Here is a 25,278-nt window from a genome sequence, read left to right as displayed (position 1 = left end):
GTCTCATCCCCTCGGTAGTCCGAGCACACGCTCGGCAATGATGTTGCGTTGCACCTCAGATGTACCGCCTGCGATGGTGCCTGCGAAGCTCCGCGCGTACCGGTCGAACCAGCTCCCGCTGAAATCGTCATTGTTCAAGGGCATATGGGGTGAGCTGACTGCGGGATGGATGAGACCGTCGACCCCGGCCGCGTTCAGCGCCACCTCGGATGCCGTCTGAACCGCCTCGGATCCAAGCACTTTCAGCACCGACAATGCGGCCACATCCTCTTCACCGCGCGCCGTGCGGGCCAACGCCGCCGAGCCGAGCAGGCTCAGGGCCTTGGCGTCCATGAGCAGGGTCGCGTAGCGGTCACGGTCCAGCGGGGTGGTGGGTACGAAGTCGCCGATGAGATCTTGCAAGCGGTCGGCGAAACCCATCCACAGCAGATTCCGCTCGTGGCCCAACGATCCGGATGCCACACCCCAACCACCATTGAGCGGACCGATGAGGTTCTCCGCAGGCACCCGCACGTCATCGAAGAAGACTTCGTTGAAGTCGGTGTCGTCGGAACGGCAGACCGAGGCGAACGGACGTCGCGTGACGCCGGGCAGGTCGGTCGGTATCAGCAGAACGCTGATCCCCTTGTGCTTGGGCACATCTGGATCGGTCCGAACGAACGTCAGGAGCACGTCGGCGTGGTGGGCGCCGGACGTCCAGATCTTCTGGCCGTTGACGACGAAGTGGTCTCCATCGCGTACGGCGCGGGTTCGCAGCGATGCCAGATCGGAACCAGCGCCCGGTTCACTCATACCGAGAGCAGCGGTGATCTCGGCCCGCAGAATCCTTGCGGCCCAGTGGTTCTTCTGCTCGTCGGTACCGAATGACAGGATCGACGCCGCGATGATGCCGAGGCCCTGAGGATTGAAGCTGTGGTAGATCCGTCGGCGCGACAGCTCGCGCAGATGGACGTACTGTTGCAGGATCGTTGCGTTCCGGCCGCCGAACTCCGGCTGGTTTCCGGGCAGCAGCCATCCGTGTTCGAACTGCACGCGCTGCCAGCGCCGAGCCCACTGCGGCATGTCCGCACTCGAATGTGACCGTTCGGTGGTCTCGGCCTCCGCCGGCACATGCTCATCGAGGAAGGCTACGAACTCTTGCCGGAAAGCCTCCAGTTCGGGATCAAATGTCAACTGCATGTCGCTCCTCGAAGATGCGGGCACGGTGCTGCGCAGCACCACCGAGTAAGAGTTCGCCGGACTTCGCCCGTTTCAGCGCGAACTGCAGGTCGTTCTCCCACGTGAACCCCATTGCGCCGAACAACTGCAGGCCGTGCCGGAAGACCAGGGACTGGCATTCGCCTGCCGAGGCCTTTGCCATCGATGCCGCCACCGAAACGGCCTTGTCGTCGCGGGCCGCGATGGTCTGAGCGGCGAAATAGGCGAGAGCGCGCGCACGTTCGATGGCTACATGCATGTCCGCGGCCTTGTGTTTGACGGCCTGGAACGAACCGATCGGGACACCGAACTGCTGCCGGGATTTCACATGCTCGAGCACCATGTCCAGAACACGTTGGCAGGCACCAACTGTCGTCAGCGCGAGCCCGGTCAGCGCCACCGGCATCGCCAGGGACACATCGATATCGGCGCGATCACCACCCCGGACCCGAACTCCGGCGAACGAGACCTCGGCGATGTGCAGCGCGGGATCGAAGACCTCGCTACGGGTGGCAACCACCTGATCGCCCCGGACAACAAACGTTCCGGCCGGGGTGGCCACTGCGATCCGGTCGGCGCGATCGCCGTCGAGGATGTGCTTGGCGGTGCCGTCGAGCACCCAACCGGCTCCGTCACGGCGAGCGTTGACGCCGTCGAAGACCGCTGTTCCGGCTCCGCCGTCGAGCTCGTGGCCGGGCGCAAGTGGAGCGAACTGCGTCATCGTGGCCAGGTATGGAGTGGGGTCGGTCGCCCGGCCCAGTTCCTCGAGGACGATCGCCAGTTCGAGAGCATCGGCGCGGTCGGTCAGTTCCGTCCACCCGAGCTTGTTGTAGAGCTTCCACAGCGGCGCGGGATCAACCCCACCGTCGACGACACTTCGAATGAAAGCGGGTGAACACTCTTTCGCGACCACGTCGCGGATGGTGTCGCGCCATAGACGTTGGTCCGAGTCGAACTCCAACAGCATGCCGACAGGCCTCCTTCTCCGTCGTGTTTCCACGACATAGTGAGAATATCATTCTCACATACCGTTAGTATCGGTCTCGGAAGTGTTGGTGACTTGCGTCCCGAACGGACTTTTCCGGGCTCAGGTCCGGTAGAGTGCCAGCCATGTTCTCCACACTTCGCCGCGGACCATCGTCCGATAAAGGCCCAGGAGCGATCAGATCGTGACCAGTCCCAGCGAAGAGCCGGCATGGAAGCAGCGCGCGGTCGAACGCTCGATCAAGACCGCCAAGCTGCGCGCCGAGCAGCGCGTCCAGAAGTTTCTCGACGCCGCACAAGCGATCATCACCGAGAAAGGCACGACGGAGTTCACGGTCCAGGAAGTTGTCGACCGATCACGTCAGTCGCTGCGGAGCTTCTACCTACAGTTCGACGGCAAGCACGAACTCCTACTCGCCCTGTTCGAAGATGCACTCGGCCGATCCGCCGATCAGATCCGGGCCGCCGCCGCCGGGCAGACCGATCCCTTGGAACGCCTACAAGTTGCTGTTCAGCTGCTCTTCGAGCTCTGCCGCCCCGACCCCAACGCCAAACGCCCACTGTTCAACGACTTCGCGCCCCAGCTGCTGCTGACGCATCCCGCCGAGGTCAAGATCGCGCACGCACCATTGCTCGCCCTGTTCACCGAGTTGATGGAACTCGCGCACGAGGCCGGCGAGTTGCGTCCGGACGCCCATCCCAAGCGAACGGCCGCGATGACGATGCAAACCGTCATGTTCATCGCGCAATCGAGTGGTGCCACCGACGACACCACGGTGCAACCGATCACGTCCGACGAGGTCTGGAAGTTCTGCGCCAAGGGATTCTCAGCTTCCGAAAAGTGAGAATGCTGTTCTCCTGTTGAAGAATTCTGCTTACAATCGGTAGATGGCCGATATGTGGAGTGACCTTCTCAGCTGTCTCGAACTACGCCCGCTGACCCCCGCCAACGATTCCGATACCCCTGCGCAGGGCCCCGGAAACACCGCTGCGGTCTTCGAAGGGCAGAACCAGAATCTCGAATATCACCGTCTCTTCGGCGGTCAGCTCCTCGGTCAATTCATCTCGGCCGCTCTGGCGACATCGCCAGGCAAGACGATCAAATCGATCCACTCCGTCTTCAGCAAGGAAGGCCATGCGGACGAGCCCGTCACCTACGACGTGGTGCGTCAGCAAGAGGGACGTACGTTCGCCAGCCTCCTGATCACCGCACACCAATCACGCGGCGTGATCGCGTCGGCGGCGGTCTCGATGCACGTGTCCGAGGACGGGCCGGAGCTCCAGGAAATCGGCGCACCGTCGCCCCTGCTCTCGGCCGACCACGACATCGACTTCAACCTCATCCCGTGGGAGACCCGGACCGCAGGCGACCTGAACTCCACCGGGGTCTCGGCTCCCGAGTTCGAGTTCTGGATGCGCACACCCACAGTGGACCCCGCGCTCGCACCCGCGCTGGCGGCGTATGCCACCGATCTGACACTGATCGGTACCGCCCTGCTCCCGCTGGAGGGCTACAGCCAGATCGGCAACGGCACCGCATTCCATTCCGCGGTCACCTCACACACCATCTGGTTCCACCGGCCGTTCCGTACCGACGAGTGGCTGCTGCTGCGTCAGCACAGCCCACTGGTGGCGCACGCCCGAACCTTCGGCCGCGGTGACATCCTCACCGAGAGCGGGCAGCTTGTTGCCTCATTTGCACAAGAAGCCATGGTACGCATCAAGTCCTGACCACATTTGGTCGAAACACGCAGAAGCACAACAGATCTGAGGACATACATGGCGACCAATGCTGCACCGAACCGCGTTGTCCAGTGGGCAACCGGCAATATCGGCACCAAAGCACTACGAGGGATCATCGAACACCCGGCATTGTCCTTGGCCGGCGTCCATGTCCACAGCGAGAACAAGGTCGGCCGAGATGCAGGCGAACTCGCCGGCCTGGACCCGATCGGGGTCACCGCGACCAATGACATCACCGACGTGATCGCGCTTGCCCCGGACTGCGTGTTGTACATGCCGGCCGCACTCGACGCCGACGAGGTCTGCAAGCTACTTGCCGCAGGTATCAACATCGTCACCACCCGTGGCGAGTTCCACCATCCGGCGACCATGGATTCGCAACTGCGGGCCGCAGTGGAGGAAGCATGTCGCGCAGGCGACGCCTCCATTCACAGCACCGGTAGCAGTCCCGGGTTCATCACCGAAGCCCTTCCCTTGACGGTGACTTCCATCCAGCGACGCCTCGACAAGCTGACCATCGATGAATATGCCGAACTGTCCTCACGCAACTCACCGGACCTGTTGTTCAGCATCATGGGGTTTGGGCAGGCGCCCAGCGAGTTCAATGACGCCCGACTCGAGCACGCACGGACCAGCTTCGGGCCATCACTGCGGCATACTGCAGATGCGCTGGGCCTGACCCTCGATTCGATAGAGGCCTCCGGCGAAATCGGTCTTGCGACCAAGGACATCGAGATCGCGGCCGGCACGATCAACAAGGGAACTGTTGCAGCGCAGCGGATCAGCGCGAACGGCATGCGCGACGGCAAGGCGCTCATCACGTTCCGGGCCAACTGGTACTGCACCACCGACTTCGATCAGAACTGGGATCTGCTCGACACCGGCTGGCGGGTAACCGTCGAAGGCGACGCACCACTCGAGATCACCATCAAGTTCCCGATCGCGTTGGAAGACATGGCCGCAACGACCCCCGGGTATACCGCCAACCGCGCGGTCAATGCGATCCCCTATATCTGCGCGGCATCCGCCGGGATACGGACCACCGCCGATCTACCTCAGATCATCGCGCGACTGGGCTGACCCTGCGCCGGCGCGGCGATCAACTGTTCTGCCGCGCCGTAGGGGTCGGTCTGGCCCGCGGCCACCGCGTCGGCCAAACGCCCCAGATCCGGATGCATCTGAAGCAACGTCTGGGCCAGTGACAGGATCTGCACCCGGGCCCGTGCCGACTTCCGGCCGGCGTTGTCGTCGCGGTGGTGGGCATCGATCGCCTCGACCAGCTCATCGATCCCCTCGCCGCGCACAGCAACGAGTTTGAGGATCGGGACACCCGATTCGGCCCGCAGGTCACGGACGGTCTGATCGGCGCCGTCTCGGTCGGCCTTGTTCACCACCAGTATGTCGGCGACCTCCAGCAGACCGGCCTTTGCAGCCTGAATAGCATCTCCGGCACCGGGATTGAGGACAACGACGGTCGGGTCGGCGATCGCTGCCACCTCGACCTCGGATTGTCCGACCCCAACCGTCTCGACGACGATCAGATCGTAGGAGATCGCACCCAGGAGCCTGATCGCCGCCGGAACCGCCGCCGACAGCCCACCAAGATGGCCGCGGGTGGCCATCGAACGGATCAGGACTCCGGTGTCGTTGATGTGCGCGGCCATCCGGATGCGGTCACCGAGCAACGCACCACCGGAATAGGGTGACGACGGGTCGACCGCGAGTACCGCGACCTTCAGACCACGCCGGCGATAGGCGGTGACCAGGGCCGCGACGGTGGTCGACTTTCCGGCGCCGGGCGGGCCGGTCAGGCCGACAACACGCGGCCTTGCCGACCCGATCACTCCCAGCACCTCATCGCGGCGCGGGCCCTCGACCAGAGTGAGCAACTTGCCCGTTGCCCGCTCCGATCCGGCCCGCGCCGCGGCGATCAGTTCATCGATTGTCATGCGAGGCAGTGATTGTCAGTCCACAAACTCACGCGTGGACCTCGACCACAACAGCAGAACCCATACCGCCACCGGCACACATCGCCGCCACACCGATACCGCCGCCACGACGGCGGAGTTCGTGAATGATCGTGGTCAGCATGCGGGCACCACTGGCAGCGACCGGGTGACCCAACGAGCAACCGCTACCGCTGGTGTTGACCAGATCCGGGTTGAGATCGAGCAGCTTGATCGTGGCGACACACATCGCCGCGAATGCCTCGTTGATCTCGAACAGATCGACGTCTTCGATCTTCAGGCCTGCTCGCGCAAGCGCTTTGGGGATTGCCTCGACCGGGGCCAGACCGGTGAATGCCGGGTCGATACCCACCGATGCCCAGGAACGTACGGTCGCCAGCGCAGGCAATCCGAGGTCGCTGCTCGCGACCGTCAAGATCGCAGCCGCATCGTTGCCGCCGCTGGAGTTGCCCGCGGTGATCGAGAATCCCTCGATCTCGGGATGCAGAACCTTCAGGGAGGCAAGCTTTTCCATGGTCGAACCGCGACGCGGGTGCTCGTCGACCGAGAAGAGTCCGTGGACCGTCTCGATCGGCACGATCTCGTCGTCGAAACGGCCCTCGTCGATGGCGGCGATGGCGTTCATGTGCGAACGGTATGCCCAGGCATCCATCTCTTCACGGGTGACGCCGGCCTTCTGCGCCGCGTTCCAGCCGACGGTGATCGACATGTCCCTGTTCGGGGCGTCCGGACGGTCGGGGTGCGACGGCGACATCCACGGGTCGATCCAGTCCTCTCCCACGCGAAAACGCGCCTTCGGCGAGGTCGATGCGGAGTTCACGCCACCGGCCAGGATCAGCTGGTCCATGCCGGACTTGATGCTTCCGGCAGCCGTGGTCACAGCCGACAGGCTGGCCGCGCAGTGCCGGTTGACGGCAAGTCCGGGTACCCCGGTCAGACCGGCGGTGATCGCCGCGTGGCGGGCGATGACGCCGCCGCCGTAAAGGCCCTCGGCGAGGACGATATCGTCGATCAGCTCCGGATCCAGGGTGCTGGCCGCAGCTTTGACCACGTGGTCGGCCAGAACGTAGGCGTCGGTATCGCGCAGACTTCCCTTGACAGCGGTGCCGATCGGGGTGCGTAACGCCGAGACGATGACGGCTTCAGGCATTGTTGTTCTCCAGTTCTGCCACAAGGTTGCGGCGCAATAGCTTTCCGGTCTCGGTACGTGGGAGTTCGTTCTGGAACACGATCACGTCCGGGGTCTTGGACGAGCGGAGCCGGTCCCTGACGAACTGCTTGATTTCGTCGGCGTCACCGGTGCCGACCACAACGGCGACAAGGCGTTGTCCCCATTCGGGATCGGGCACACCGATGACCGCGGCCTCGCTGATGCCGGGGTGATCATGCAGGACATCCTCGATCTCGGCGGGTGCGATGTTCTCACCACCGCGGATGATCGTGTCGTCCGAACGTCCCTCGATGAACAGATAGCCACCCGAGTCGAGATGACCGAGATCTCGGGTTGCGAACCAGCCCTCGTCATCCAGCACACTCCGCCCGCCGTACTCACCCGAGATCTGTTCGCCGCGAACAAATACCAGTCCGGTCTGGCCATCGGGCGTCGGGTTGCCCTCTTCGTCGCGGATCGCGATCTCGATACCAGGCAACGGCTGACCGACGGAACCGAGCCGATCCCTGACCTCGGGGTCGGTCGAGGCGAAAGCGGTCCGATGGTCATCGGGCCCGAGAACCGCGATCGACGAGGCGGTCTCGGTCAAGCCGTAGGCGTTGACGAAGTTGGTGTCGGGGAACAGCGCGAGCGCACGCTCGAGGACCGGCCGCGGAGTACGCGCGCCGCCGTAGGCCAGACTCTTCAGGAACGGTTGGCCGGCATCGGCTTCCGTGGTGGCGTCCACGATGCGCGCCAGCATTGTCGGCACGACCATGGCGTGGGTGACCTTCTCGCGCCGGACCGTCTCGATCCACGCCCGCGGATCGAAGGCGTCGAGGTAGACGATTCGCCGTCCGCTGTAGAGGTTCGACAGCAGATTGGTCAGACCCGCGATGTGGTACGGCGGCACGGCGACAACGGTCGCGTCCTCCGGCGCAGCAGAAGAGAACTCGATCGTGTTGAGCACGTAGGCCAGCAGGTGCCGGTGTCGCAGGATCGCGGCCTTGGGTGCCGCAGTGGTGCCACTGGTGTAGATGATCACCGCGACGGCATCTCCGTCGTAGTGCGCAGCGGGCCGGTCGGCGTCGTCCATGGGGACGCTGCCTTCGAGGGAGTCGATCCAGGAATCGAGATCATTCTGGTCGAGCACCAGCGCACCGGGATGTCGCTCGTGGAGCGCAGTCAACTGCGCTTCTCCGAGCCGGTAGTTGAGCGGCACGAACGGGACACCGGCCATCGCGGCGCCGAACAGGGCAACCGGATACGCCAAGTGGTTGATCCCGGAGTACAGAACCGCCGGGTACTCGGTGAATCCCGTCGCCGCCCGGCGTGCGAGGTCCAACATCTGCCCGGCGGTACTCGTTCGACCGCCGGCTGTCACGACGGCCCGATCGTCCGCCGACGCTGCCATTTCCAAGATCATCGTGATATTCATGAGAACATGATTCTCTCAGACTGAGATCGTCAATTGCAAGAAGGGAAACCCCATGGAAATCAGTGGCAGTTCCGCCATCGTCGTCGGAGGCACCGGCGGACTCGGTGAGGCAACCGTCCGCCGTCTGCATGCCGCAGGCGCGAAAGTTGTCGTGGCCGATGTGGCCGACGAGAAGGGCAAAGCACTCGAGAGCGAGCTGGGCATCCGCTACGTCCACACGGACGCCAGCGATGAGGCCTCGGTCAACGCGGCCATCGCCGAAGCCGAATCCCTGGGCCCGTTGCGTGTCTCCGTGGACTGCCATGGCGGTCCGGCCGGTGGCGGCCGGCTGGTCGGCAAAGACGGCAGCCCAATGGAGCTCGAGGCCTTCACGAAGACCATTGCCTCGTACCTGACCTGGACTTTCAACGTGACCCGCCTCGCCGCGGCCGCGATCGCCCGGCAGGAGCCGCTTGACGAGGGCACCCGTGGCGTCATCATCAACACCGCCTCGATCGCCGGTTACGAGGGCCAGATCGGCCAGCTCCCCTACGCCGCGGCCAAGGGTGGCGTGATCGGCATGACGCTGGTCGCCGCTCGCGACCTCTCGCCGCTGGGCATCCGGGTGATGGCCATCGCCCCCGGCACGATCAACACCCCCGCGTACGGCAAGGCCGCCGACCAACTGGAGGCTTACTGGGGCCCGCAGGTTCCGCACCCCAAGCGCATGGGTCGTTCCACCGAGTACGCCGCACTTGTTGCTGCCATCGTCGAAAACGACTATCTCAACGGTGATGTCATCCGCCTCGACGGTGCACTGCGGTTCCCGCCGAAGTGACTGACAGCAAGCCGCTCGACGGAAAGGTCGCATTCGTGGCCGGCGCGAGCCGGGGCATCGGTGCGGCCATCGCGGTGGCGCTCGCAGACGCGGGCGCCTCCGTGGCCGTTGCGGCACGATCTGAGACAGAAGGCCGTGTCCCGGGCACCATCGGATCGGTGGCGCAGCGGATCACGTCGTCCGGCGGCCGGGCGATCCCGGTGCCCTGTGACGTCACCTCCGAGGAGTCGATCGGCGTAGCGGTCGATCAGACCGTCGCCGAGTTCGGCGGCATCGACATCCTGATCGCCAACGCGGGAGTGCTCTGGCTCGGACCGATCGAGAAGACACCACTCAAACGGTGGCAGTTGTGCCTCGACGTCAATCTGACGGGCGTTTTCCTGATGACCCAGGCCGTCATCCCGCATCTGCGGGCGCGGGGCGGCGGGTCACTGATCGCCGTCACCACCACCGGTGTCGACATGATCGATCGTGGCTCGAACGCGTACTGGGTCTCGAAGGCGGCAGTGGAGCGGCTCTATCTCGGACTCGCATCCGACCTGTTGCCGGACAACATCGCGGTCAACTGCCTGAGCCCGTCCCGGGTGGTACTCACCGAAGGGTGGGCCGCAGCCGGTGGCGGACAGAAGATCCCACCGGAGGCCATTGAACCTCCGGAGACCATGGGTCAGGCAGCACTGCTGCTCGCACAGCAAGATTCGACCGGGATCACCGGGACGATCCAGCGTTCCGAAACGCTGATCCCCCGGTCCTGACCCCCGGCCACAACCAAATTCGCGCCGGCTACCGTCATCCGCTCCTGTTGCAAAGGGTGCAGATGACGGTAGCCGGCGCGAATTCTGCTGCTATTCGGGAATGTTGGACGGAATCCAGCTCGGTTGGCGCTTCTCCATGAAGGCGCGCATGCCTTCTCGGGGCTCGGGCGAGGTTTCGAGTGCCCCGAACATCGTCTGATAGTCGATGAGACCGTAGCGCTCGTTGAGCATGCGCTTGACCTGAGCCCGCGCCTCGGGAGCGGTCTGCAAGATCTCACGCGCCGCGGTCAACGCTGCCGACCGCAGGTCCTCGTGAGGCACGACCCGGGAGATCACGCCGAGGCGCAAGGCCTCCGCCGCGTCGAACTTGCGGGCGGACAAGAGAAGATCACGCGCTGCCGCCAGACCCACATGCGCGGGAAGTGCTGCGGCATAGGTGGCATCGGGGATTCCGCGGAGCAGTTCCGGCACCCGGAACGTCGCCCGATCGCTCGCAACGGCGATGTCGGACATCATGGCCACCAAGAGCCCGCCGGCCTGACAAATGCCGTTGACCGCCGAGATGACCGGCGCCCGACTATCCCGAATCGTCAAGAACGGCAGGACATCATGGCCGATGCCTTCGGGAAGATTGTCACCCGGTTCGGCCCGACCTCCCAGATCACCGCCCGGCGCGAACACGTCACCGGTGCCGGTGATGATCAGCGCGGCCAGGTCGGGGTCCGAATTCACCAGACGGACAGCTCGTTTCAATCCGTAGTACATCGCGGGGGTGAACGCGTTGCGCGCCGCGGGACGATCGATCGTGCACCACCCGATCGGTCCTTCGCGTTTGAACTTCAGGCCGCCGGCTCCCAAATCATCAGTCATGTGTGCAGACTATCGGATTTAACACAATTGAGAATTGGATTGTGCGACATTGGGAATCATCCTCGCATAACCTATCAGAATGAAATTCTGGTGCGGCACTGCATTCATGAACACAATCGAAATGCCCTCCGTGGCAAAGATGATGGACGAATCGGGCTATCACGGCATGCTCGTCTCCGACCATCTGGTCTATCCACGAGAGCCCACGACCCCCTATCCGGCCACCCCTGACGGAAAACCGTTCTGGCACCCGGAGACAGAGTGGCCCGATCCGTGGGTTCTCACCGGCGCGATGGCGGCGGTCACCACCAATCTCCACTTCGGTAACAACGTGTACATCGCACCTGCGCGTCCCATCATCGATGTGGCCAAGGTCGTCGGCACCGCCGCCGCAATCGCAGGCGGTCGCGTCTCGATCGGACTGTCCGCCGGCTGGAATCGTCAGGAATTCGAGCTTCTCGGACAGGATTTCGACAATCGTGGGCCGCGACTCAACGAGATGATCGAGGCGTTGCGAGTGCTGTGGAAGGGCGGTTGGGTCTCATGGAAGGGCGAGTACTACGACATCCCTGAAATGATGATCGAACCTCATCCGCCGGAGCCCGTTCCCATTCTGTGTGGCGGCGAGTCCGGCCCGGCCCTGCGCCGCGCCGCTCGGCACTGCGACGGGTGGGTGGGCACCGCGTACACGTTGGAGGAGGCCAAGCCGTGGATCGACCGGATCAACGGTCTGCGTCGCGAATACGGTCGTGAGAACGAGCCGTTCGAGATCATCATCGGACTGCGGGAAGAACCCTCACTGGATGTCTACCGACAGGCCGAAGACCTCGGTATCGCCGCAATCATGGTGAACCCCTGGGCCAATTGGGAACGCACGCATTCCGGTGACCACGATGATCTCCGCGCACCTGCCGAGCAGTACCGCGCTCCGCTGGAGGCGTTCGCCGAGAAGTACATCTCCAAACTCGCCTGATACCGCCCCTCCCGCAAACGAGCCACCTACACGAAGACGAGCCACATATTTGTGGCTCGTCTTCGTACAAGTGGCTCGTTTGGATGGGACTGCAGCGACCCGCCTACTACTTCTTGGCGGTCAGCCGTGCGATGTTCGCCTGGAAGTCGTCGGTGGTGAACGACTGATGCTCAGCGCTCATCGCGAAGTCGAGGGTCGCAAGCACTGCCCGCTCGAGGTGCAAGTTGAGTAGTCGCTTGGTGGCTTCCACGGCCTGTTGCGGTTGCTCAGAGATCCGCTTCGCGCAGGCCAAGGCCTCGGTGAGAGGATCGGCGACAACGTGATTCGCCAATCCCATCTCGCGGGCACGCTCTGCGGTGATCCGGGCGCCGGTGAGCGCGTATTCCTTGGCCAGCAGCAGACTGGTGTGCAACGGCCAAGTGACCGGGCCACCGTCCGCGGCAACCAATCCCACCTGCACGTGTGGATCAGCCATATAGGCGTTCTCGCCGATGTAGACGATGTCGCTGAGCGAGGTGAGACTGCAGCCCAGTCCCACTGCGGGACCATTGACCGCCGCGACAACCGGAACCCGGCAACGCGCCATTCCGAGCACGATCTCACGGCCGTCGGCGATGGTCTGCGCACGTAGTTCGTCGTCCTTGGCCAACTCCGCGAGGTACGCGAAATCGCCGCCGGCCGAGAACGCCTTGCCTGCTCCGGTCAAAACCGCAGCGCGCGCACCACGATCGGCGCTCAGCTGCGGCCACAACCGCGCAAGACCCACGTGCAGATCATGATTCACTGCGTTGAGCGCGTCCGGGCGGTTCAGCGTGATGATGCGCAGAGACCCGTCGGCCTGGACGTCGATCTCGTCGGGCATGTCGTACATGGTCAAACTCCCAATCCTAGAATTCGCGATGCGATGATGTTCTTCTGAATCTGCGACGTGCCGCCCATGACGCTCTGCGCCCGGCTGTAGAGGTACGCGCCGAGCAGTTCGGGATCGGTTGTACCGACCACATCCAGCGCGGCATGCCCCACGGCCTGTTCGACCCACGTCATCAACAGCTTGTCGAGCGAACCTTCCGAGCTGTGCTGGACGCCATCGAGCTGTTCCGAGAGCCGGCGCCGCACATGCAGTCGCAACATCTCGGTTTCGATTGCGGCCCAGGTCAAGTCAGCAGAGGGCTTACCCTCCGACTTCTTGGCGATCTGGTTGACCAGCTTGCTGTATCGCGCTGCGAAACCCAGGGTGGATGGTTCGCGCTCGTGCCCGACCACCGTCATCGCCAGCTTCCAGCCGTCTCCGGGCGCGCCGACCATGTTCTCCGCCGGAACACGGGCACCGTCGAAGAGCACCTGCCCGAATTCGGTGGTGACACCACTGATCATCTTCAGCGGTCGCTGCTCGATACCTGGCTGGTTCATCGGCACGATGAAACCCGAGATGCCTTTGTGCCGTGGCACATTCTTGTCGGTCCGGGCCAGCAGCAAACACCAGTCGGCGTTGTCCGAGTAGCTGGTCCAGATCTTGTGGCCGTGGAGGACGTACTCGTCACCGTCGAGAGTGGCCGTGGTGGTGAGCGAGGCAAGGTCCGAACCGGCACCGGGCTCCGAGAACCCCTGGCACCAGCGTTCGGTGCCGTTGATCATGCCGGGCACGAAGCGCTTTCGGATCTCTTCGCTGCCGTGGTGACCGAGGCCGAAGACCAGATAACCCAGGCTCGGCCGGGCGGGGAAGGCCGCGCGCGCCAGTTCCTCATCGAGGATGACGTCGTAGACCGCAGGCAGCCCCTGTCCGCCATACTCTTCCGGCCAGCTCAGCCCGAAGAATCCGGCCTCGTACAACGCCCGGTGCCATTCGCCCATGCGCGAAAAGTATTCGTCACCCGAGGTCGCGAACGTCCCCTTGCGCTCCTGCAGCCACGCGCGCATCCGCTCGCGGAACGCAGCTTCTTCGGTGGTGTCACGAAAGTCCAATTTGGATCTCCTCCAGACTCACTGGGAACAGTTCGGTGGCGCTCAGCGCCCGGCGAAGGTAGAGGTGCACCACGCACTCCCACGTATTGCCGATGCCGCCATGCACCTGTATCGAGGTCTCACAGACCGTCCGGGCCGTGCGCGCACAGTAGAGCTTTGCGATTCGCGCAGCCTGCAGTGCTTCGTCGGTCGGCAGTTCGTCGACGGCCCAGGCCGCGTGCCGCAGCACACTGATCGAGCCCTCGATCAGCGCCAGACCTTCGGCCAACAGATGCCCAACCGCCTGATACGAACCGATTGTCGCGCCGTATTGCTCGCGCAGTTTGGCGTAGTCGACCGCGGTGGCGTGTGCCCCACGTGAGCAACCGACCAGGTCTGCGGTGGTGGCGACCAGCGCCAAGGCCAGGTTCCGCTGTGCCTGCTCCGATGTCAGCTCACCGACCGTGGCCGGTTCGCCTGCGACGTCGGCACGGAGCCTGGTCAGATCGACACCCTCGCGAGTTGGGCCGAGATCGACTGTGTTGACCTTGTTCTCGTCAAGCACCACGCCTCGATCGAAGCCGCGCGCGTCGATCGCCTCACCGCCGACCACAGCGGTGAACCGATGCGGCCCTTCGCTGAGGTGACGCAGGGCGTCATCGGCGAGCACCGGTCCCAGGAAGGGAACGTCGACCAGCCCGCGACCGAACTCCTCGGCGACGATGGCGACCTCCACCGCCGAAGCTCCGTCGGAACGCAGATCACGCCACCCGGTACTGTCGATCACTTTCTCCAGCCGTGCAATACGGCTCTCGTCGTCGAGATCGGAGACCGCGGACGGTCCCAGATCATCGGCCAATTTCGAAGCAGCATCGCGCAATTGCCGCTGCTCACTCGTCAGACGAACGTCCATAGCGCTCCTTCAGCACTCTGCGCAGCACCTTGCCGGATGGCAGGCGCGGAATATCAGATACAAAAATGACCTCGCTGGGTCGCTTGTACTTCGCCAGCCGCTCACCGACCAGTTCGGCGAGTTCTGCGGCCTCGACAGGTTCGGCGGTATCCGCCAGGGCAACCGCGGCGACGATTGCCTCACCGGTGACCGCGTCGGGAACGCCGAACACCGCACAGTCCTTGACCGCCCGGTGGCCGTGCAACACCGCCTCGATCTCGGCGGGTGCAACCTGAAAACCCTTGACCTTGATCATCTCTTTCGAACGATCGGTCAGCCGGAGCCACCCGTCGGCGTCGATGGTTCCGATGTCACCGGTCCGGTACCAGCCATCACAGAAGGCATCCGAATTGGCTTCCTCCGGAAGGTATCCGGACATCACCGACTCCGATCGGGCCTGGATCTCCCCGGCCTCACCGGGACCGAGAAGCGCTCCGGTCTCAGTGGACATCACCCGGAGCGTTACGCCGGCAGCAGCGCGTCCCACGCTGTCCAGGCGCGCACCATCGATCGGGTTGCAGGTGATAACCGGCAATTCGCTGGCTCCGTACGCCGGTACCCACCGCACCCCGGTCCGGCTGGTCACGATCTCGGCGATGGCCGGTGTCACCGGAGTCGCGCCCCACATGATGTAGCGCAGCGACGACAGATCGTACTTCTCGAGATCCGGGTCCGAGGCAAGTGCCAGCGCGATCGGAGCGACCGCCATCTCGATGGTGATCCGATCAGATTCGATGTGACGTAGCATCTGCGCCAGGTCGAATCGACGGTGCAACCGCACCCAGGCACCGGAATCGAGTGCGGTGATGACGTTGAGGATGCCCAGGATGTGCGATGGCGGGGTGAGGATCTGCAGGCGGTCAGCGGCGGTCAGCTCCAGTGCGTCACGCCAGTGCCGGACGGCCACACCGAACGACCGGTGCGTGTGGCGGACGGCCTTGGGCATCCCGGTGGTCCCCGAGCTGAACACCAGCACCGCGTCGGCGTCCGGATCTTTCTCCGGCCAGGTGACCTCGCCGACACCGGACTCGACGGGTTCGATCCGCTCGTCGAGGTGCAGCATCGGCATCAGGCCGGCCAGCACCGCGTTGTCGCCGACCGCTTGCGCGGCACCGGTGACCGCCAGCGCGTGCTCGACCTCCGCGCGCTTGTACGCAGGACTGATCAGCACCACAGCGGCCCCGACCTGCCAGATCGCGCGGACCGCGACCACGAACTCCGGGCGGTTCGACGACATCAAGGCGACACGCGTGCCCCGGCCTACACCGCGTTCGGAAAGCGTGGTGGCCAGACCAGCCGTCAGCGCTTCGAGCTGCGACAACGTATAGCTGCGCCCCTCGAATGCCAGGGCGGCGGGCCCGTTCATGTCCTTGTCCTAACCGGCGTCGATCGGCAGGTACCCACCGATCCACCTTCTACTGAATCAACTTGAGAGGATCCTAGCTCACTGGCGAGAATACTATTCTCATCTAGTAGAATCTAAGTATCAATCTCGGTAGGATCGACACGACACGAAGGAGGTGGCTCATGGCGAGGCCCCCGTTATTTCAGCGCGCAACCGTGACGAGGATCGTCAAGGAGACTGCTGACGCCCGCACATACGTACTTGCACCACACGAGGCACCGATCCCGTACCGCGCCGGTCAGTTCATCACCTTCAAGGTGCATGTCGAAGGCGAAGAGCTGTTCCGTTCCTATTCGATGTCCAGCGCGCCGGAGACCGATGCCGAGCTGATGACCACCGTCAAGCGGGTCCCCGGCGGCAAGGTCTCGAATTGGATGCACGACAACATCAGCGAGGGCGACGAGGTCGAGATCACCCGGGCTGCGGGGCTGTTCTGCTTGAGCGACACCACCGCGCCCCTGCTCGGCTTCGCGGGCGGCAGCGGCATCACGCCGATACTGTCGCTCACCAAGAGCGCCCTCAAGACCACCGATCGCCGCATCCGGCTCCTGTGCGCCGACCGGGACCCCGCCTCGGCGATCTTCCACGCCGCCATCGACGAACTGGCCGCTCAGTACCCCGATCGCCTGTCCGTGGTGCGCAGTTTCGATGTCGAGCACGGATTCCTCGACGCGGCGAAGGTTCTCGAGTTCGTCGGTGACGACACCGATGCCGACAGCTACCTGTGCGGCCCCGACCCCTTCATGGCGGTCATCAAATCCGCGTTGCCCGGACCCGGCCGGGTCATTGCCGAGGAGTTCGGTGCGGCGGCCCAGACCGTCCCAGAAGCCGAGCTCGAAGTCGAGACGACCACCACCCCGGTCGAACTCGGTACCGCGTTCATCCAGCTCGGCCGCAAGAAGGTCGAGATCGAGCGCAAGGTCGGCGAGACCATCCTGGAAAGCGCCCGCCGCGCCGGCCTTTCCCCGCCGTTCTCGTGCGAATCGGGTAACTGCGCCACCTGCATCGGCGAGGTTCTCGAAGGTAGCGCGACCATGCGCGCCAACAATGCGCTCGACGACGACGAGGTCGCCGATGGATTTGTACTGACATGCCAGGCTGTGCCGGATACCCCGACGATCAGAGTGCGGTACGAGGACTGACGCAGCGAGGTACTGGCGCAGCGAGGTACTGGCGCACTTCACAACTGAAGAACAAATAGGGCTGACACCTTGCGTGTCGGCCCCATTTGTGCATCCAGGCTGCGTTCGCAGGAACGAGAACCGGTTACAAATGTCCGCCTATTTGGCGAACTGGTTCCGAACCAACACCCCCACCATAATACGTTGCACTTCAAGGCTTTTGGCGATTTCTTTGCGACTCCACCCGTCATGCGGACGCCTGGCAGACGCCGGCGCGGGAAATGTACGGCCCAATAACTTGCCGTGCAGGTATGGTTCTCAGTAGGATCTACGTCACAGTCCCTTTATGTATGAGTTATCGATCACTACCGCAGCCACAGTTAGCAGCATTCACCTCACACCGTGAATAACAGCCTCCGAACACGTTGATATCCAAGAGTATTCGCGGCGTGCCGACCCTTTCAGCGCCTATGCGCAGGACGAAAGTTGACCATTCATGCTCCAAACGATCGCTACGCGCCTCGCGAGAAGTATTGCGGTGGTCCTACTGGTGACCATCGCAGTGGTGAGCCTGCTCAGTCTCGCGCCCGGATCGGCGTCGCAGGTCATTCTCGGCGAGAACGCAACGCCCGAAGCGGTAGCCGCGCTCGACGAGAAGCTCGGCCTGGACCAGCCCGCCTGGCGCCAGTACATCGACTGGCTCGGCAACGCCGTCACCGGCGATCTCGGAACCTCGCCCATCACCAACCAGTCGGTGACCGATGCCATCGTGGAACGGCTTCCGGTGACCCTCGAACTGGCCGCGCTCGGACTCCTACTCGCGCTGGCGGTTGCCATCGTCATGGGCGTCGTGTCCGCCTCTCGCCCGGGCTCGGCCGTCGACCGCGGGATCAATGCCCTTTCGGCGGTGTTCCTCTCGGTGCCTGCCTTCATCGCCGGCCCGGTCCTCATCTACTTCTTTGCCATCCAAATGCAGGTGTTTCCGGTTCTCGGCTGGTCCGATATCAGCGACGGACTCGTCGAGAACCTTCGTTACGCGATGCTTCCGGTGATCGCCATCGCACTCACCGAAATTGCGTCCTTCCACCGGTTGCTGCGCACCGACCTCATCTCCACCCTCAACGAGGACTACATCGCCGCTGCCCGGGCGAAGGGCATGGGTCGCACGTACGTCATGTTCCGTCATGCATTCCGGCCGTCATCCTTCTCCCTGATCACGCTGGCCGGCATGAATCTCGGTCGACTGATCGGTGGCACCGTGATCGTCGAAACCCTGTTCGGCCTACCGGGACTCGGACAGCTCATCGCCGTATCGATCACCAACCGCGACCTGATCATGGTCCAGGGCATCGTCGTGTTCATCGCCGTTGTCTACGTCGCAATCAACACATTGGTCGACCTCAGCTACGGGCTCATCGATCCTCGGGTCAGAAAGGTGACGGCAACAGCATGACCGGCATCATCTCGAAAACCGCACATGACGAGACCCCGGTCTCCCCTGAAGTGCCCATCGCGCAGACACTGCCGAACGTCCCGACGGTCCGGAAGCCCCGATCGATCCTGGTCTACCTGTCGATCTTTTGGCTCGCCGCCTTGGTCCTGGCTGCAATATTTGCCGGCCTGCTTCCCATCGCGTCCTATGAAACACCGGTCGGCGCACCGCGACTCGGACCCTCATTCGAGTCTGTGGACCTGTGGCTCGGCACCGACAACTACGGACGATCCGAACTATCTCGGATCATCTACGGTGCGCGGGTCTCACTGGTGGTCGGAACCGTCGCCGGCATCATCGGATTCACCATCGGATCCCTGATCGGTCTGGTCGGCGGATACTTCGGACGCAAACTCGACACGGGCGTCTCATTGCTCACCGACGCGATGCTCGCCTTCCCGCCTCTGATCCTGCTCCTGGCTCTGGCCTCGATCTTCAAACCGAGTGCCCAGACTTTGCTACTCGGATTGTCACTTGTGGTGATCCCCGCGTTCATCCGTCTCTCCCGCGCGAACACAATGTCGTGGTCGTCACGCGAATTCGTTCGCGCGGCGCGCAATATGGGCGCCACCCACCCGAGAATCCTGTTCAAAGAAATCCTCCCCAACGTGCTGGCTCCTCTGGCGTCCTACCTCCCCATCGTCATGGCTGCCCTCATCGTCGCCGAAGGCTCGCTGAGTTTCCTCGGACTCGGCATCCCACCGCCGACCCCCAGTTGGGGCGGCATGATCAGCGAAGGCAAGGACGCCCTGTCCACCTCGCCGCACCTCGTCTTCGTACCGGCACTGGCGATCTTCTTCACCGTGTTTGGCCTCAACCAGCTCGGCGACCACCTTCGCACCAAGTTCGACAAGACCCTGCAGCACTGAGGCACGTCGGACAATCCGGCCCGGCATTCCCGCCCGGTCCACCATCATGAGAGGTCAATCATGTTCCAACACAGACGCTTACCGAAGCTTCTGGCCGCACTTCTATCGCTGTTCGCACTTGCTTTTGTCGCCGCCTGTGGCGGAGGCAGTAGCAACAGCTCCGGTGGAAGCAACTCTGCCAAGGACGAAGGCGATCCGGTAGCCGGTGGATCTGCAGTTGTGCTGCAGAGTGGCGAGCCCCGCTCGCTTGATCCGGCCTCACTGTCGAATACCTGGGCCCACCAGCCCACGCTCGGCAACGCTCTCTACGGATCGTTGATGATCAACAACATCAACACCTTTGAAGTCGAGTACAAGATGGCCACCGACTTCTCCACCACCGACAATGGCGCCACCTTCAACCTGGTGCTGCGTCCGGGCCTGACGTTCACCGACGGCACCCCGTTTGACGCCGAGGCGGTCAAGTTCAACTGGGATCGCCTCAAGGATCCCACCCTGGCCTCGACCTCGATCCGCCAGGCGGTTCAGGTCGCAAACACCGAGGCTGTCGACCCGACCACGCTCAAGGTCACCATGGCGGCGCCCAACCCCCACTTTGCGCAGTCACTGCTGTCCGGTGCGATGAACTGGATCGCCTCGCCGACAGCACTGAAAATGGGCACACAGGCATTCGACGAAGCTCCGATCGGTGCCGGCCCGTTCACGTTGGTCAACTGGACCCGTCAGGATTCGGTGGAACTGACCAAGAATCCCAATTTCTACGACGCGCCCAAGCCATACCTCGACAAGTTGACGATCAAGACAGTTGCAGACAGCAATCAGCGTTTCAACGCCATCAGTACCGGCGCCGCAGATATCGCTTCAGAGACCAACCTCGCAAGCATCAACAAGATCAACGCGGCAGGCATGAACAGCGAGATCGTACCGACCGGTGGCGGTCAGTACATGGCCATGAACGAGCGCCAGGCGCCCTTCGACGACCTCCGTGCTCGCCGTGCAATTGCACTGGCCACCGATGTCGACGCACTGAACACCGTTGTCTACAACGGCGAGAACGAGATCCCGCAGACGCTGTTCCCCGAGGGCTCACCGTTCTACGAGAACATCTCGCTGCAGGAGACCAACAAAGAAGAAGCCCAGAAGCTTCTCGATGAGCTTGCCGCCGAAGGCAAGCCGGTCTCGTTCACGTTTCTCTCCTACCCCACCACCGAGAGCAAAACGCTTGCCGAGGGCCTGCAGACGCAGCTCAGCACCTTCAAGAACCTGGATGTCAAGGTCGAGGTCCTCGACTTCGCCGCCCTCACGGCACGTGCCGGACAGCGTGATTTCCAGATGCTGATCTCGTCGGCGGTCATCCAGGATCCGGACTACCCGCTCTGGACCGCGTTCCACTCCAAGTCGACCGGCAACTTCGTCGGCACCAACGACGCCCAGCTCGACGCTGCGCTTGATGCCGGACGACTCGCCACCAGCGACGCGGACCGGAAAGCGGCCTACAAGACCGTGCAGGAACGTCTTGTCGAGATTGTTCCGGGCATCTGGTACACGAAGGCTGTTCCGGCGGTTGTCTACAGCACCAAGGTCAAGGGCGTCGAGCTCTACACCCTCGGTTCGCCGATGCCCGAGAACTTCTGGATCAGCTGACCGAGCGAAGCGAAAGGGCATACCGAGCATGAACACTCACGACGATCCCCAGAGCAGTGGAACAACGCTTCTGAAGAAGGCACCTCTCCTCGAGGTCAACAATCTTCGGGCATACATCGGAACCGCACGCGGCACAGTCCGCGCCGTGGACGACGTCTCCCTGACCCTGGACACCGGGCAGGCTCTGGGGATCGTCGGCGAGTCCGGCTCGGGTAAGTCCGTGATGGCCCGCGCCATCATGGGCCTGATGCCCGCCCGTTCCGCACGATCAGGTGAGGTCACCTTTCAGGGTCGAGATCTGTTGGCCCTGAACACAAAGGAGACCAAGGACATCTGGGGCAAACAGATTGCCATGGTGTTCCAAGACCCGGGGCGATCACTGAATCCGGTCGTCCGGGTCGAACGCCAACTCACCGAAGGCATGCGAAAGCACCTCGGTGTCAGCCGCAGCGAAGCTCACGATCGGGCACTGAAACTTCTCCAAGAAGTGGGCGTGCCCGATCCTGAGCGGCGACTGAAGAACTACCCGCACGAAATGTCCGGTGGTATGCGCCAGCGGGTGATGATCGCGATCGCTCTGGCCTGCGAACCAGATCTCCTCATCGCCGACGAACCGACCACCGCACTCGACGTCACCATCCAGCGACAGATCCTCGACCTGCTGCGTCGCGTCCAGGTCGAACGGGACATGGGCATGATGCTGATCAGCCACGATCTCGCCGTTGTCGCAGGCCGCACCGACCGCGTGTCGGTGATGTATGCCGGACGACTGGCCGAAACAGGGTCCACGCGTGAGGTATTCGACGCACCGCAGCACCGGTATACCTATGCCCTCCTCGGCGCGACCCCATCGATCGACCATCCTCGCCATGCACCACTCAATGTGATCACCGGGTCCCTACCCGACCCGACGTCACCGCCGGAGGGTTGCCGATTTGCACCGCGCTGCAGCGCAGTCCAGGACAATTGCATCACCCCGGGCCCCGAACTGACCTCCGTGGGCGACGATCACGACGTTGCGTGTCTGTACCCGGTCACCCGCGAATCGTCCAAGACACTCACGTCCTCCGGAAGGTAATCACATGGCCGGCAGCGGAAACGCACATCTACGCGGCGAGGAAGCACTGCTCAGTGTTCAAGACCTCGTTGTCGAATACCCCACCCAGAGTGGAACGGTTCAGGCCGTCTCGAAGATCAGTTTCGACGTCCTGCCCGGCGAAACGCTCGGAATCGTCGGCGAATCCGGTTGCGGCAAGTCGACCACCGGGCGGGCAGTCCTGCGCCTCGACCGGGTCACCGACGGCCAGATCAGGTTCGGCACCGACTGGATCGAGAAGGCCGACGAGAAACAGATGCGCGGCCTGCGGCGCGACATGCAGATGATTTTCCAGGATCCGGTCAGTTCACTCAACCCCCGGCGTGCGGTCAAGGACATCGTTGTCGAAGGCATGGCGGTGGCAGGTGTCCCAAAGGCCGAACGTGCTGCGACATCGACCAAGGTCCTCGAATCGGTCGGCCTACCACCGGAACGCTTTTCCGACGTCCTGCCACGTGCCCTCTCGGGTGGTCAAGCCCAGCGTGTCGCCATTGCCAGAGCGCTGGCACTGAACCCTCGACTGTTGATCTGTGACGAACCGGTATCCGCTCTCGACGTGTCCGTCCAGGCCCAAATCCTCAACCTCATCGAGGAACTCAAGGCCGAGTTCAATCTCACGGTTGTCTTCATCGCCCACGACCTCGGAGTGGTACGCACCGTCAGCGACAACGTGATGGTCATGTATCTCGGCAAGGTCTGCGAGTTCGGCGATTCCGCAGCGGTATACGACAACCCGACACATCCCTACACACGAGCGCTGCTCGACTCGGTACCCCTGACCGATCCGGACCGGGCTTTTGCCGGGCCGGCACTCGAAGGCGACGTTCCCTCACCCCTGTCGCCACCGACGGGCTGCCGGTTCCGCACCCGTTGCCCCAACGTGCAAGACCGCTGTGTCACAGAAGAACCCGAGGTCCGGCAGACGCGGCCCGGCCAGTTTGCCGCCTGCCACTTTCCACTGACGGTGCTGAACACGAGCCGACCTCCTACCGAGACCGCGACAAAGACGCAGGCATGAGAAAGGGCCCCGCGAAAGCGGGGCCCTTTCTTGTGGAACCGATCTGATCTGCTACTTCGCCAGCCACATCTCCTCTGGCAAAGGCGATCCCAGACCATACATCCGTACCCCTGCCAAATTCTTGGCGAGAATCACCGACGGCGACGATCGCACGTAGAAGACTCCGGGACTGAGCTCGGCCAATCTCTCTTGGACGATGTCGTAGGCCTTCTTGCGCTCGGCCACTTCCACTTCGACCCGTCCGGCGTCGAGCGCGGCATCGAGCGCAGGATCACTGACACCGGTCATGTTGCCGGCTGATCTCGAGTGAAAGCTGCTCCACAGCTCGGTATCAGGGTCGAGTACATTCGCCGATGTGACCACCATCTCGAAGTCGCGGGTGCCGACAACGATCGGGATCGATGTCGAGTCCACCTGCCTGACTTCGACATCGACATTGTCGTACGCACTCAACTGAGCTTGCACGCCCTCGGCAGCCTTCTTACTCTCCGTGGTCGAGTATGCGGTGAACGTGAAGGAGACCGGCTTACCCTCGGACTCGAGTTCGTCGAAGAGCGCCTGCGCCTGCGCCTTGTTCGTCTCCCTGAGCGCGATGTCACTATAGAAGGGCGACGATTCCGGGAACAGGGTGTCGGGTATCTGACCGGACCCGTTGTAGACAACCGTGTTCAGGGCTTCCAGATCCAAGGCCAACGAAACAGCCTGACGAGCCCGTACATCGTCGAAGGGTGCGCGCCTGAAGTTCATCGCAAGGTACTGGCCTCCGCCGACCTCATCGAGTTCGGTCGGGAAACCGGCCGCATCAGCCCTGCCCAGACTTTCCGAGTTGGACTCCGAGGCGAGGTCGACGCCACCGGTGGTGACAGAGTTGTACCGCTGAGCAGTGTCGGGGACCGACTTGATCGTCAACGTCTCCAGGTAAGGCTTTGGCGCATCCCAATACGTCGGATTCTTCTGCAGGACAATCTCATCCTGTCGCGTCCACTCGGTGAGAGTGAAGGGGCCGGCACCGACCGGGGCCGCGTCGAAGGCCTCGCGCCCCTTGCTCAGCGCGGCGGGAGATGCAATCCAGTTCAATGCACTGCTGATCACGGCCTGGCCGAAGTGCTGGTTGGGTTCGACCAATGTGACATTCAACGTCGTGGGGTCGACGACCGCGGTCGAGGCTATCTGTGGAGCGAACTTGCTCGCACCGGAACCGAGGGCAGGGTCGCGCATCCGCTCCCAGTTGAACTTGACCGCCTCTGCATCAAGGGGCGTTCCATCTGAAAACTGCAGTCCCGGACGAAGTTTGAGCGTCAATGTGCTGCCACCGTCGGCAGACGAGAAGTCCTCGGCCATCGTGTATTCAATCTCGAGCGAGTCCGGCTTGTTGATCATCAACGTGCCGTACAGGGCGTTTCCCAGCAGCGGCTGCGTGGCCCACACGTTGCCGAGACCGGCCGGATCGAGAGTTCGCGGTTCGGTGACCTGGATGACCCGGCCTGCGCCACCGGCCACCGGATCACCGAAATCGGTTGACGTCCCACCGTTATCGGAGGTCGTCCCGCAAGCGGTCAGGACCAGCATGAGCGAACTCAGCGCAGCGACCGCTGCGGTATAAGAGCGTTTTCGTCGAAACATCGTCGGCCTCTCAGATGAGATACAGGGGGCACCCGGATGGGCCTTCAGAGACAGAATGACGATCCGGATTAGATAGAACTACGTTCTTCGTTTGACTAGAACCTAGTTTGCATTCCGCCGCGCGTTGGCAGAATCGAAAGATTCGGAAAGATTATTCAGAAATGGACCCAGGGTCCGGAGAACGATTGGCGTACAATTCTTTTCGCCATTGCACCGAGACGAG

The 25,278-nt window shown here is 63.1% G+C and carries 23 protein-coding genes; 12 read left to right on the top strand and 11 right to left on the bottom strand.

Features of this window, described 5'->3' with window-relative positions:
* Nucleotides 1–3: 3 nt before the first annotated feature.
* A complete protein-coding gene (locus AC1TQG_RS11845; RefSeq protein WP_482137097.1) occupies nucleotides 4–1,179 on the bottom strand; it encodes an acyl-CoA dehydrogenase family protein in 1,176 nt (391 codons plus the stop codon).
* Entirely contained in the window at nucleotides 1,163–2,164 is a 1,002-nt protein-coding gene (locus tag AC1TQG_RS11840; protein ID WP_482137096.1) for an acyl-CoA dehydrogenase family protein, read from the bottom strand. Before AC1TQG_RS11840 ends, AC1TQG_RS11845 begins: the two co-directional genes overlap by 17 nt.
* Before the next feature lie 202 nt (nucleotides 2,165–2,366).
* Here AC1TQG_RS11840 and AC1TQG_RS11835 point away from each other — a divergent pair, with 202 nt between their 5' ends.
* Genes AC1TQG_RS11835 through AC1TQG_RS11825 form a run of 3 tightly spaced genes read left to right on the top strand, consistent with a single transcriptional unit; the run spans nucleotide 2,367 to nucleotide 5,004 of the window.
* Complete coding sequence (locus tag AC1TQG_RS11835; RefSeq protein ID WP_482137095.1) at nucleotides 2,367–3,026, top strand: TetR/AcrR family transcriptional regulator; 660 nt, start codon at nucleotides 2,367–2,369, stop codon at nucleotides 3,024–3,026.
* A 43-nt stretch (nucleotides 3,027–3,069) separates the two neighbouring features.
* A complete protein-coding gene (locus AC1TQG_RS11830; RefSeq protein WP_482137094.1) occupies nucleotides 3,070–3,912 on the top strand; it encodes an acyl-CoA thioesterase in 843 nt (280 codons plus the stop codon).
* A gap of 48 nt (nucleotides 3,913–3,960) precedes the next feature.
* The gene (locus AC1TQG_RS11825; RefSeq protein WP_482137093.1) at nucleotides 3,961–5,004 is read left to right on the top strand and encodes an NAD(P)H-dependent amine dehydrogenase family protein; all 1,044 of its coding nucleotides are present in this window, start codon (nucleotides 3,961–3,963) and stop codon (nucleotides 5,002–5,004) included.
* Here AC1TQG_RS11825 and meaB read toward each other — a convergent pair.
* From meaB to AC1TQG_RS11810, 3 genes are read right to left on the bottom strand one after another with little or no spacing between them, the layout of a single operon-like run.
* Complete coding sequence (meaB, locus tag AC1TQG_RS11820) at nucleotides 4,980–5,873, bottom strand: methylmalonyl Co-A mutase-associated GTPase MeaB (protein ID WP_482137092.1); 894 nt, start codon at nucleotides 5,871–5,873, stop codon at nucleotides 4,980–4,982. The genes AC1TQG_RS11825 and meaB overlap by 25 nt on opposite strands.
* A gap of 28 nt (nucleotides 5,874–5,901) precedes the next feature.
* Nucleotides 5,902–7,041: a thiolase family protein gene (locus AC1TQG_RS11815; protein WP_482137091.1), complete on the bottom strand. Its 1,140-nt coding sequence runs from the start codon at nucleotides 7,039–7,041 to the stop codon at nucleotides 5,902–5,904.
* On the bottom strand, nucleotides 7,034–8,479 hold the full coding sequence (locus AC1TQG_RS11810; RefSeq protein WP_482137090.1) for a class I adenylate-forming enzyme family protein: 1,446 nt from the start codon (nucleotides 8,477–8,479) through the stop codon (nucleotides 7,034–7,036). Before AC1TQG_RS11810 ends, AC1TQG_RS11815 begins: the two co-directional genes overlap by 8 nt.
* 52 nt (nucleotides 8,480–8,531) lie before the next feature.
* On the opposite strand from AC1TQG_RS11810, the gene AC1TQG_RS11805 reads away from it, so the two are divergent.
* Together AC1TQG_RS11805 and AC1TQG_RS11800 are read left to right on the top strand one after the other, a co-directional pair.
* The gene (locus AC1TQG_RS11805; RefSeq protein ID WP_482137089.1) at nucleotides 8,532–9,296 is read left to right on the top strand and encodes an SDR family NAD(P)-dependent oxidoreductase; all 765 of its coding nucleotides are present in this window, start codon (nucleotides 8,532–8,534) and stop codon (nucleotides 9,294–9,296) included.
* A complete protein-coding gene (locus AC1TQG_RS11800; RefSeq protein WP_482137088.1) occupies nucleotides 9,293–10,051 on the top strand; it encodes an SDR family NAD(P)-dependent oxidoreductase in 759 nt (252 codons plus the stop codon). Before AC1TQG_RS11805 ends, AC1TQG_RS11800 begins: the two co-directional genes overlap by 4 nt.
* 90 nt (nucleotides 10,052–10,141) lie before the next feature.
* On the opposite strand, the gene AC1TQG_RS11795 is transcribed toward AC1TQG_RS11800, so the two are convergent.
* Nucleotides 10,142–10,921, bottom strand: a complete 780-nt coding sequence (locus AC1TQG_RS11795) for an enoyl-CoA hydratase/isomerase family protein (protein WP_482137087.1) — start codon at nucleotides 10,919–10,921, stop codon at nucleotides 10,142–10,144.
* A gap of 79 nt (nucleotides 10,922–11,000) precedes the next feature.
* Between AC1TQG_RS11795 and AC1TQG_RS11790 the strand changes: the two genes are divergently transcribed.
* Nucleotides 11,001–11,894: a TIGR03619 family F420-dependent LLM class oxidoreductase gene (locus tag AC1TQG_RS11790; protein WP_482137086.1), complete on the top strand. Its 894-nt coding sequence runs from the start codon at nucleotides 11,001–11,003 to the stop codon at nucleotides 11,892–11,894.
* 106 nt (nucleotides 11,895–12,000) lie between these two features.
* Here AC1TQG_RS11790 and AC1TQG_RS11785 read toward each other — a convergent pair whose 3' ends face one another.
* Genes AC1TQG_RS11785 through AC1TQG_RS11770 form a run of 4 tightly spaced genes read right to left on the bottom strand, consistent with a single transcriptional unit; the run spans nucleotide 12,001 to nucleotide 16,153 of the window.
* Nucleotides 12,001–12,765 carry an enoyl-CoA hydratase/isomerase family protein gene (locus AC1TQG_RS11785; protein WP_482137335.1) on the bottom strand — a complete coding sequence of 255 codons (765 nt, stop codon included), beginning with the start codon at nucleotides 12,763–12,765 and terminating at the stop codon, nucleotides 12,001–12,003.
* Nucleotides 12,766–12,767: 2 nt separating this feature from the next.
* Nucleotides 12,768–13,856: an acyl-CoA dehydrogenase family protein gene (locus AC1TQG_RS11780; RefSeq protein WP_482137085.1), complete on the bottom strand. Its 1,089-nt coding sequence runs from the start codon at nucleotides 13,854–13,856 to the stop codon at nucleotides 12,768–12,770.
* On the bottom strand, nucleotides 13,843–14,748 hold the full coding sequence (locus AC1TQG_RS11775; RefSeq protein WP_482137084.1) for an acyl-CoA dehydrogenase family protein: 906 nt from the start codon (nucleotides 14,746–14,748) through the stop codon (nucleotides 13,843–13,845). The genes AC1TQG_RS11780 and AC1TQG_RS11775 overlap by 14 nt, the downstream gene beginning before the upstream one ends.
* A complete protein-coding gene (locus tag AC1TQG_RS11770) occupies nucleotides 14,726–16,153 on the bottom strand; it encodes a class I adenylate-forming enzyme family protein (protein ID WP_482137083.1) in 1,428 nt (475 codons plus the stop codon). Before AC1TQG_RS11770 ends, AC1TQG_RS11775 begins: the two co-directional genes overlap by 23 nt.
* A gap of 161 nt (nucleotides 16,154–16,314) precedes the next feature.
* Between AC1TQG_RS11770 and AC1TQG_RS11765 the strand changes: the two genes are divergently transcribed.
* The 6 genes from AC1TQG_RS11765 to AC1TQG_RS11740 all read left to right on the top strand — a co-directional run bounded on the left by AC1TQG_RS11765 (nucleotide 16,315) and on the right by AC1TQG_RS11740 (nucleotide 23,432).
* The gene (locus tag AC1TQG_RS11765; RefSeq protein WP_482137082.1) at nucleotides 16,315–17,334 is read left to right on the top strand and encodes a 2Fe-2S iron-sulfur cluster-binding protein; all 1,020 of its coding nucleotides are present in this window, start codon (nucleotides 16,315–16,317) and stop codon (nucleotides 17,332–17,334) included.
* Nucleotides 17,335–17,809: 475 nt separating this feature from the next.
* The gene (locus tag AC1TQG_RS11760) at nucleotides 17,810–18,766 is read left to right on the top strand and encodes an ABC transporter permease (RefSeq protein WP_482137081.1); all 957 of its coding nucleotides are present in this window, start codon (nucleotides 17,810–17,812) and stop codon (nucleotides 18,764–18,766) included.
* A complete protein-coding gene (locus tag AC1TQG_RS11755; protein WP_482137080.1) occupies nucleotides 18,763–19,674 on the top strand; it encodes an ABC transporter permease in 912 nt (303 codons plus the stop codon). The genes AC1TQG_RS11760 and AC1TQG_RS11755 overlap by 4 nt, the downstream gene beginning before the upstream one ends.
* Before the next feature lie 60 nt (nucleotides 19,675–19,734).
* Nucleotides 19,735–21,318: an ABC transporter substrate-binding protein gene (locus AC1TQG_RS11750; protein WP_482137079.1), complete on the top strand. Its 1,584-nt coding sequence runs from the start codon at nucleotides 19,735–19,737 to the stop codon at nucleotides 21,316–21,318.
* 28 nt (nucleotides 21,319–21,346) lie between these two features.
* On the top strand, nucleotides 21,347–22,396 hold the full coding sequence (locus AC1TQG_RS11745; protein WP_482137078.1) for an ABC transporter ATP-binding protein: 1,050 nt from the start codon (nucleotides 21,347–21,349) through the stop codon (nucleotides 22,394–22,396).
* A gap of 4 nt (nucleotides 22,397–22,400) precedes the next feature.
* Nucleotides 22,401–23,432, top strand: a complete 1,032-nt coding sequence (locus tag AC1TQG_RS11740) for an ABC transporter ATP-binding protein (RefSeq protein ID WP_482137077.1) — start codon at nucleotides 22,401–22,403, stop codon at nucleotides 23,430–23,432.
* Between the two features lie 51 nt (nucleotides 23,433–23,483).
* Here AC1TQG_RS11740 and AC1TQG_RS11735 read toward each other — a convergent pair whose 3' ends face one another.
* On the bottom strand, nucleotides 23,484–25,055 hold the full coding sequence (locus AC1TQG_RS11735) for an ABC transporter substrate-binding protein (RefSeq protein WP_482137076.1): 1,572 nt from the start codon (nucleotides 25,053–25,055) through the stop codon (nucleotides 23,484–23,486).
* Nucleotides 25,056–25,278 lie beyond the last annotated feature (223 nt).

This window comes from Williamsia sp. Y844 (assembly GCF_056786475.1).
The sequence above is the reverse complement of the archived record's forward strand: the minus strand, read 5'-3'. Positions and strand labels throughout refer to the sequence as shown.

Excerpts from the sequence above, each read along its gene's own strand:
- AC1TQG_RS11735 (WP_482137076.1), bottom strand. The coding sequence starts at position 25,055 with ATGTTTCGACGAAAACGCTCTTATACCGCAGCGGTCGCTGCGCTGAGT.
- AC1TQG_RS11770 (WP_482137083.1), bottom strand. The coding sequence starts at position 16,153 with ATGAACGGGCCCGCCGCCCTGGCATTCGAGGGGCGCAGCTATACGTTG.
- AC1TQG_RS11765 (WP_482137082.1), top strand. The coding sequence starts at position 16,315 with ATGGCGAGGCCCCCGTTATTTCAGCGCGCAACCGTGACGAGGATCGTC.
- meaB (WP_482137092.1), bottom strand. The coding sequence starts at position 5,873 with ATGACAATCGATGAACTGATCGCCGCGGCGCGGGCCGGATCGGAGCGG.
- AC1TQG_RS11810 (WP_482137090.1), bottom strand. The coding sequence starts at position 8,479 with ATGAATATCACGATGATCTTGGAAATGGCAGCGTCGGCGGACGATCGG.
- AC1TQG_RS11845 (WP_482137097.1), bottom strand. The coding sequence starts at position 1,179 with ATGCAGTTGACATTTGATCCCGAACTGGAGGCTTTCCGGCAAGAGTTC.
- AC1TQG_RS11740 (WP_482137077.1), top strand. The coding sequence starts at position 22,401 with ATGGCCGGCAGCGGAAACGCACATCTACGCGGCGAGGAAGCACTGCTC.
- AC1TQG_RS11795 (WP_482137087.1), bottom strand. The coding sequence starts at position 10,921 with ATGACTGATGATTTGGGAGCCGGCGGCCTGAAGTTCAAACGCGAAGGA.
- AC1TQG_RS11785 (WP_482137335.1), bottom strand. The coding sequence starts at position 12,765 with ATGTACGACATGCCCGACGAGATCGACGTCCAGGCCGACGGGTCTCTG.
- AC1TQG_RS11775 (WP_482137084.1), bottom strand. The coding sequence starts at position 14,748 with ATGGACGTTCGTCTGACGAGTGAGCAGCGGCAATTGCGCGATGCTGCT.
- AC1TQG_RS11790 (WP_482137086.1), top strand. The coding sequence starts at position 11,001 with ATGAAATTCTGGTGCGGCACTGCATTCATGAACACAATCGAAATGCCC.
- AC1TQG_RS11830 (WP_482137094.1), top strand. The coding sequence starts at position 3,070 with ATGGCCGATATGTGGAGTGACCTTCTCAGCTGTCTCGAACTACGCCCG.
- AC1TQG_RS11805 (WP_482137089.1), top strand. The coding sequence starts at position 8,532 with ATGGAAATCAGTGGCAGTTCCGCCATCGTCGTCGGAGGCACCGGCGGA.
- AC1TQG_RS11825 (WP_482137093.1), top strand. The coding sequence starts at position 3,961 with ATGGCGACCAATGCTGCACCGAACCGCGTTGTCCAGTGGGCAACCGGC.
- AC1TQG_RS11760 (WP_482137081.1), top strand. The coding sequence starts at position 17,810 with ATGCTCCAAACGATCGCTACGCGCCTCGCGAGAAGTATTGCGGTGGTC.
- AC1TQG_RS11815 (WP_482137091.1), bottom strand. The coding sequence starts at position 7,041 with ATGCCTGAAGCCGTCATCGTCTCGGCGTTACGCACCCCGATCGGCACC.
- AC1TQG_RS11755 (WP_482137080.1), top strand. The coding sequence starts at position 18,763 with ATGACCGGCATCATCTCGAAAACCGCACATGACGAGACCCCGGTCTCC.
- AC1TQG_RS11750 (WP_482137079.1), top strand. The coding sequence starts at position 19,735 with ATGTTCCAACACAGACGCTTACCGAAGCTTCTGGCCGCACTTCTATCG.
- AC1TQG_RS11745 (WP_482137078.1), top strand. The coding sequence starts at position 21,347 with ATGAACACTCACGACGATCCCCAGAGCAGTGGAACAACGCTTCTGAAG.
- AC1TQG_RS11840 (WP_482137096.1), bottom strand. The coding sequence starts at position 2,164 with ATGCTGTTGGAGTTCGACTCGGACCAACGTCTATGGCGCGACACCATC.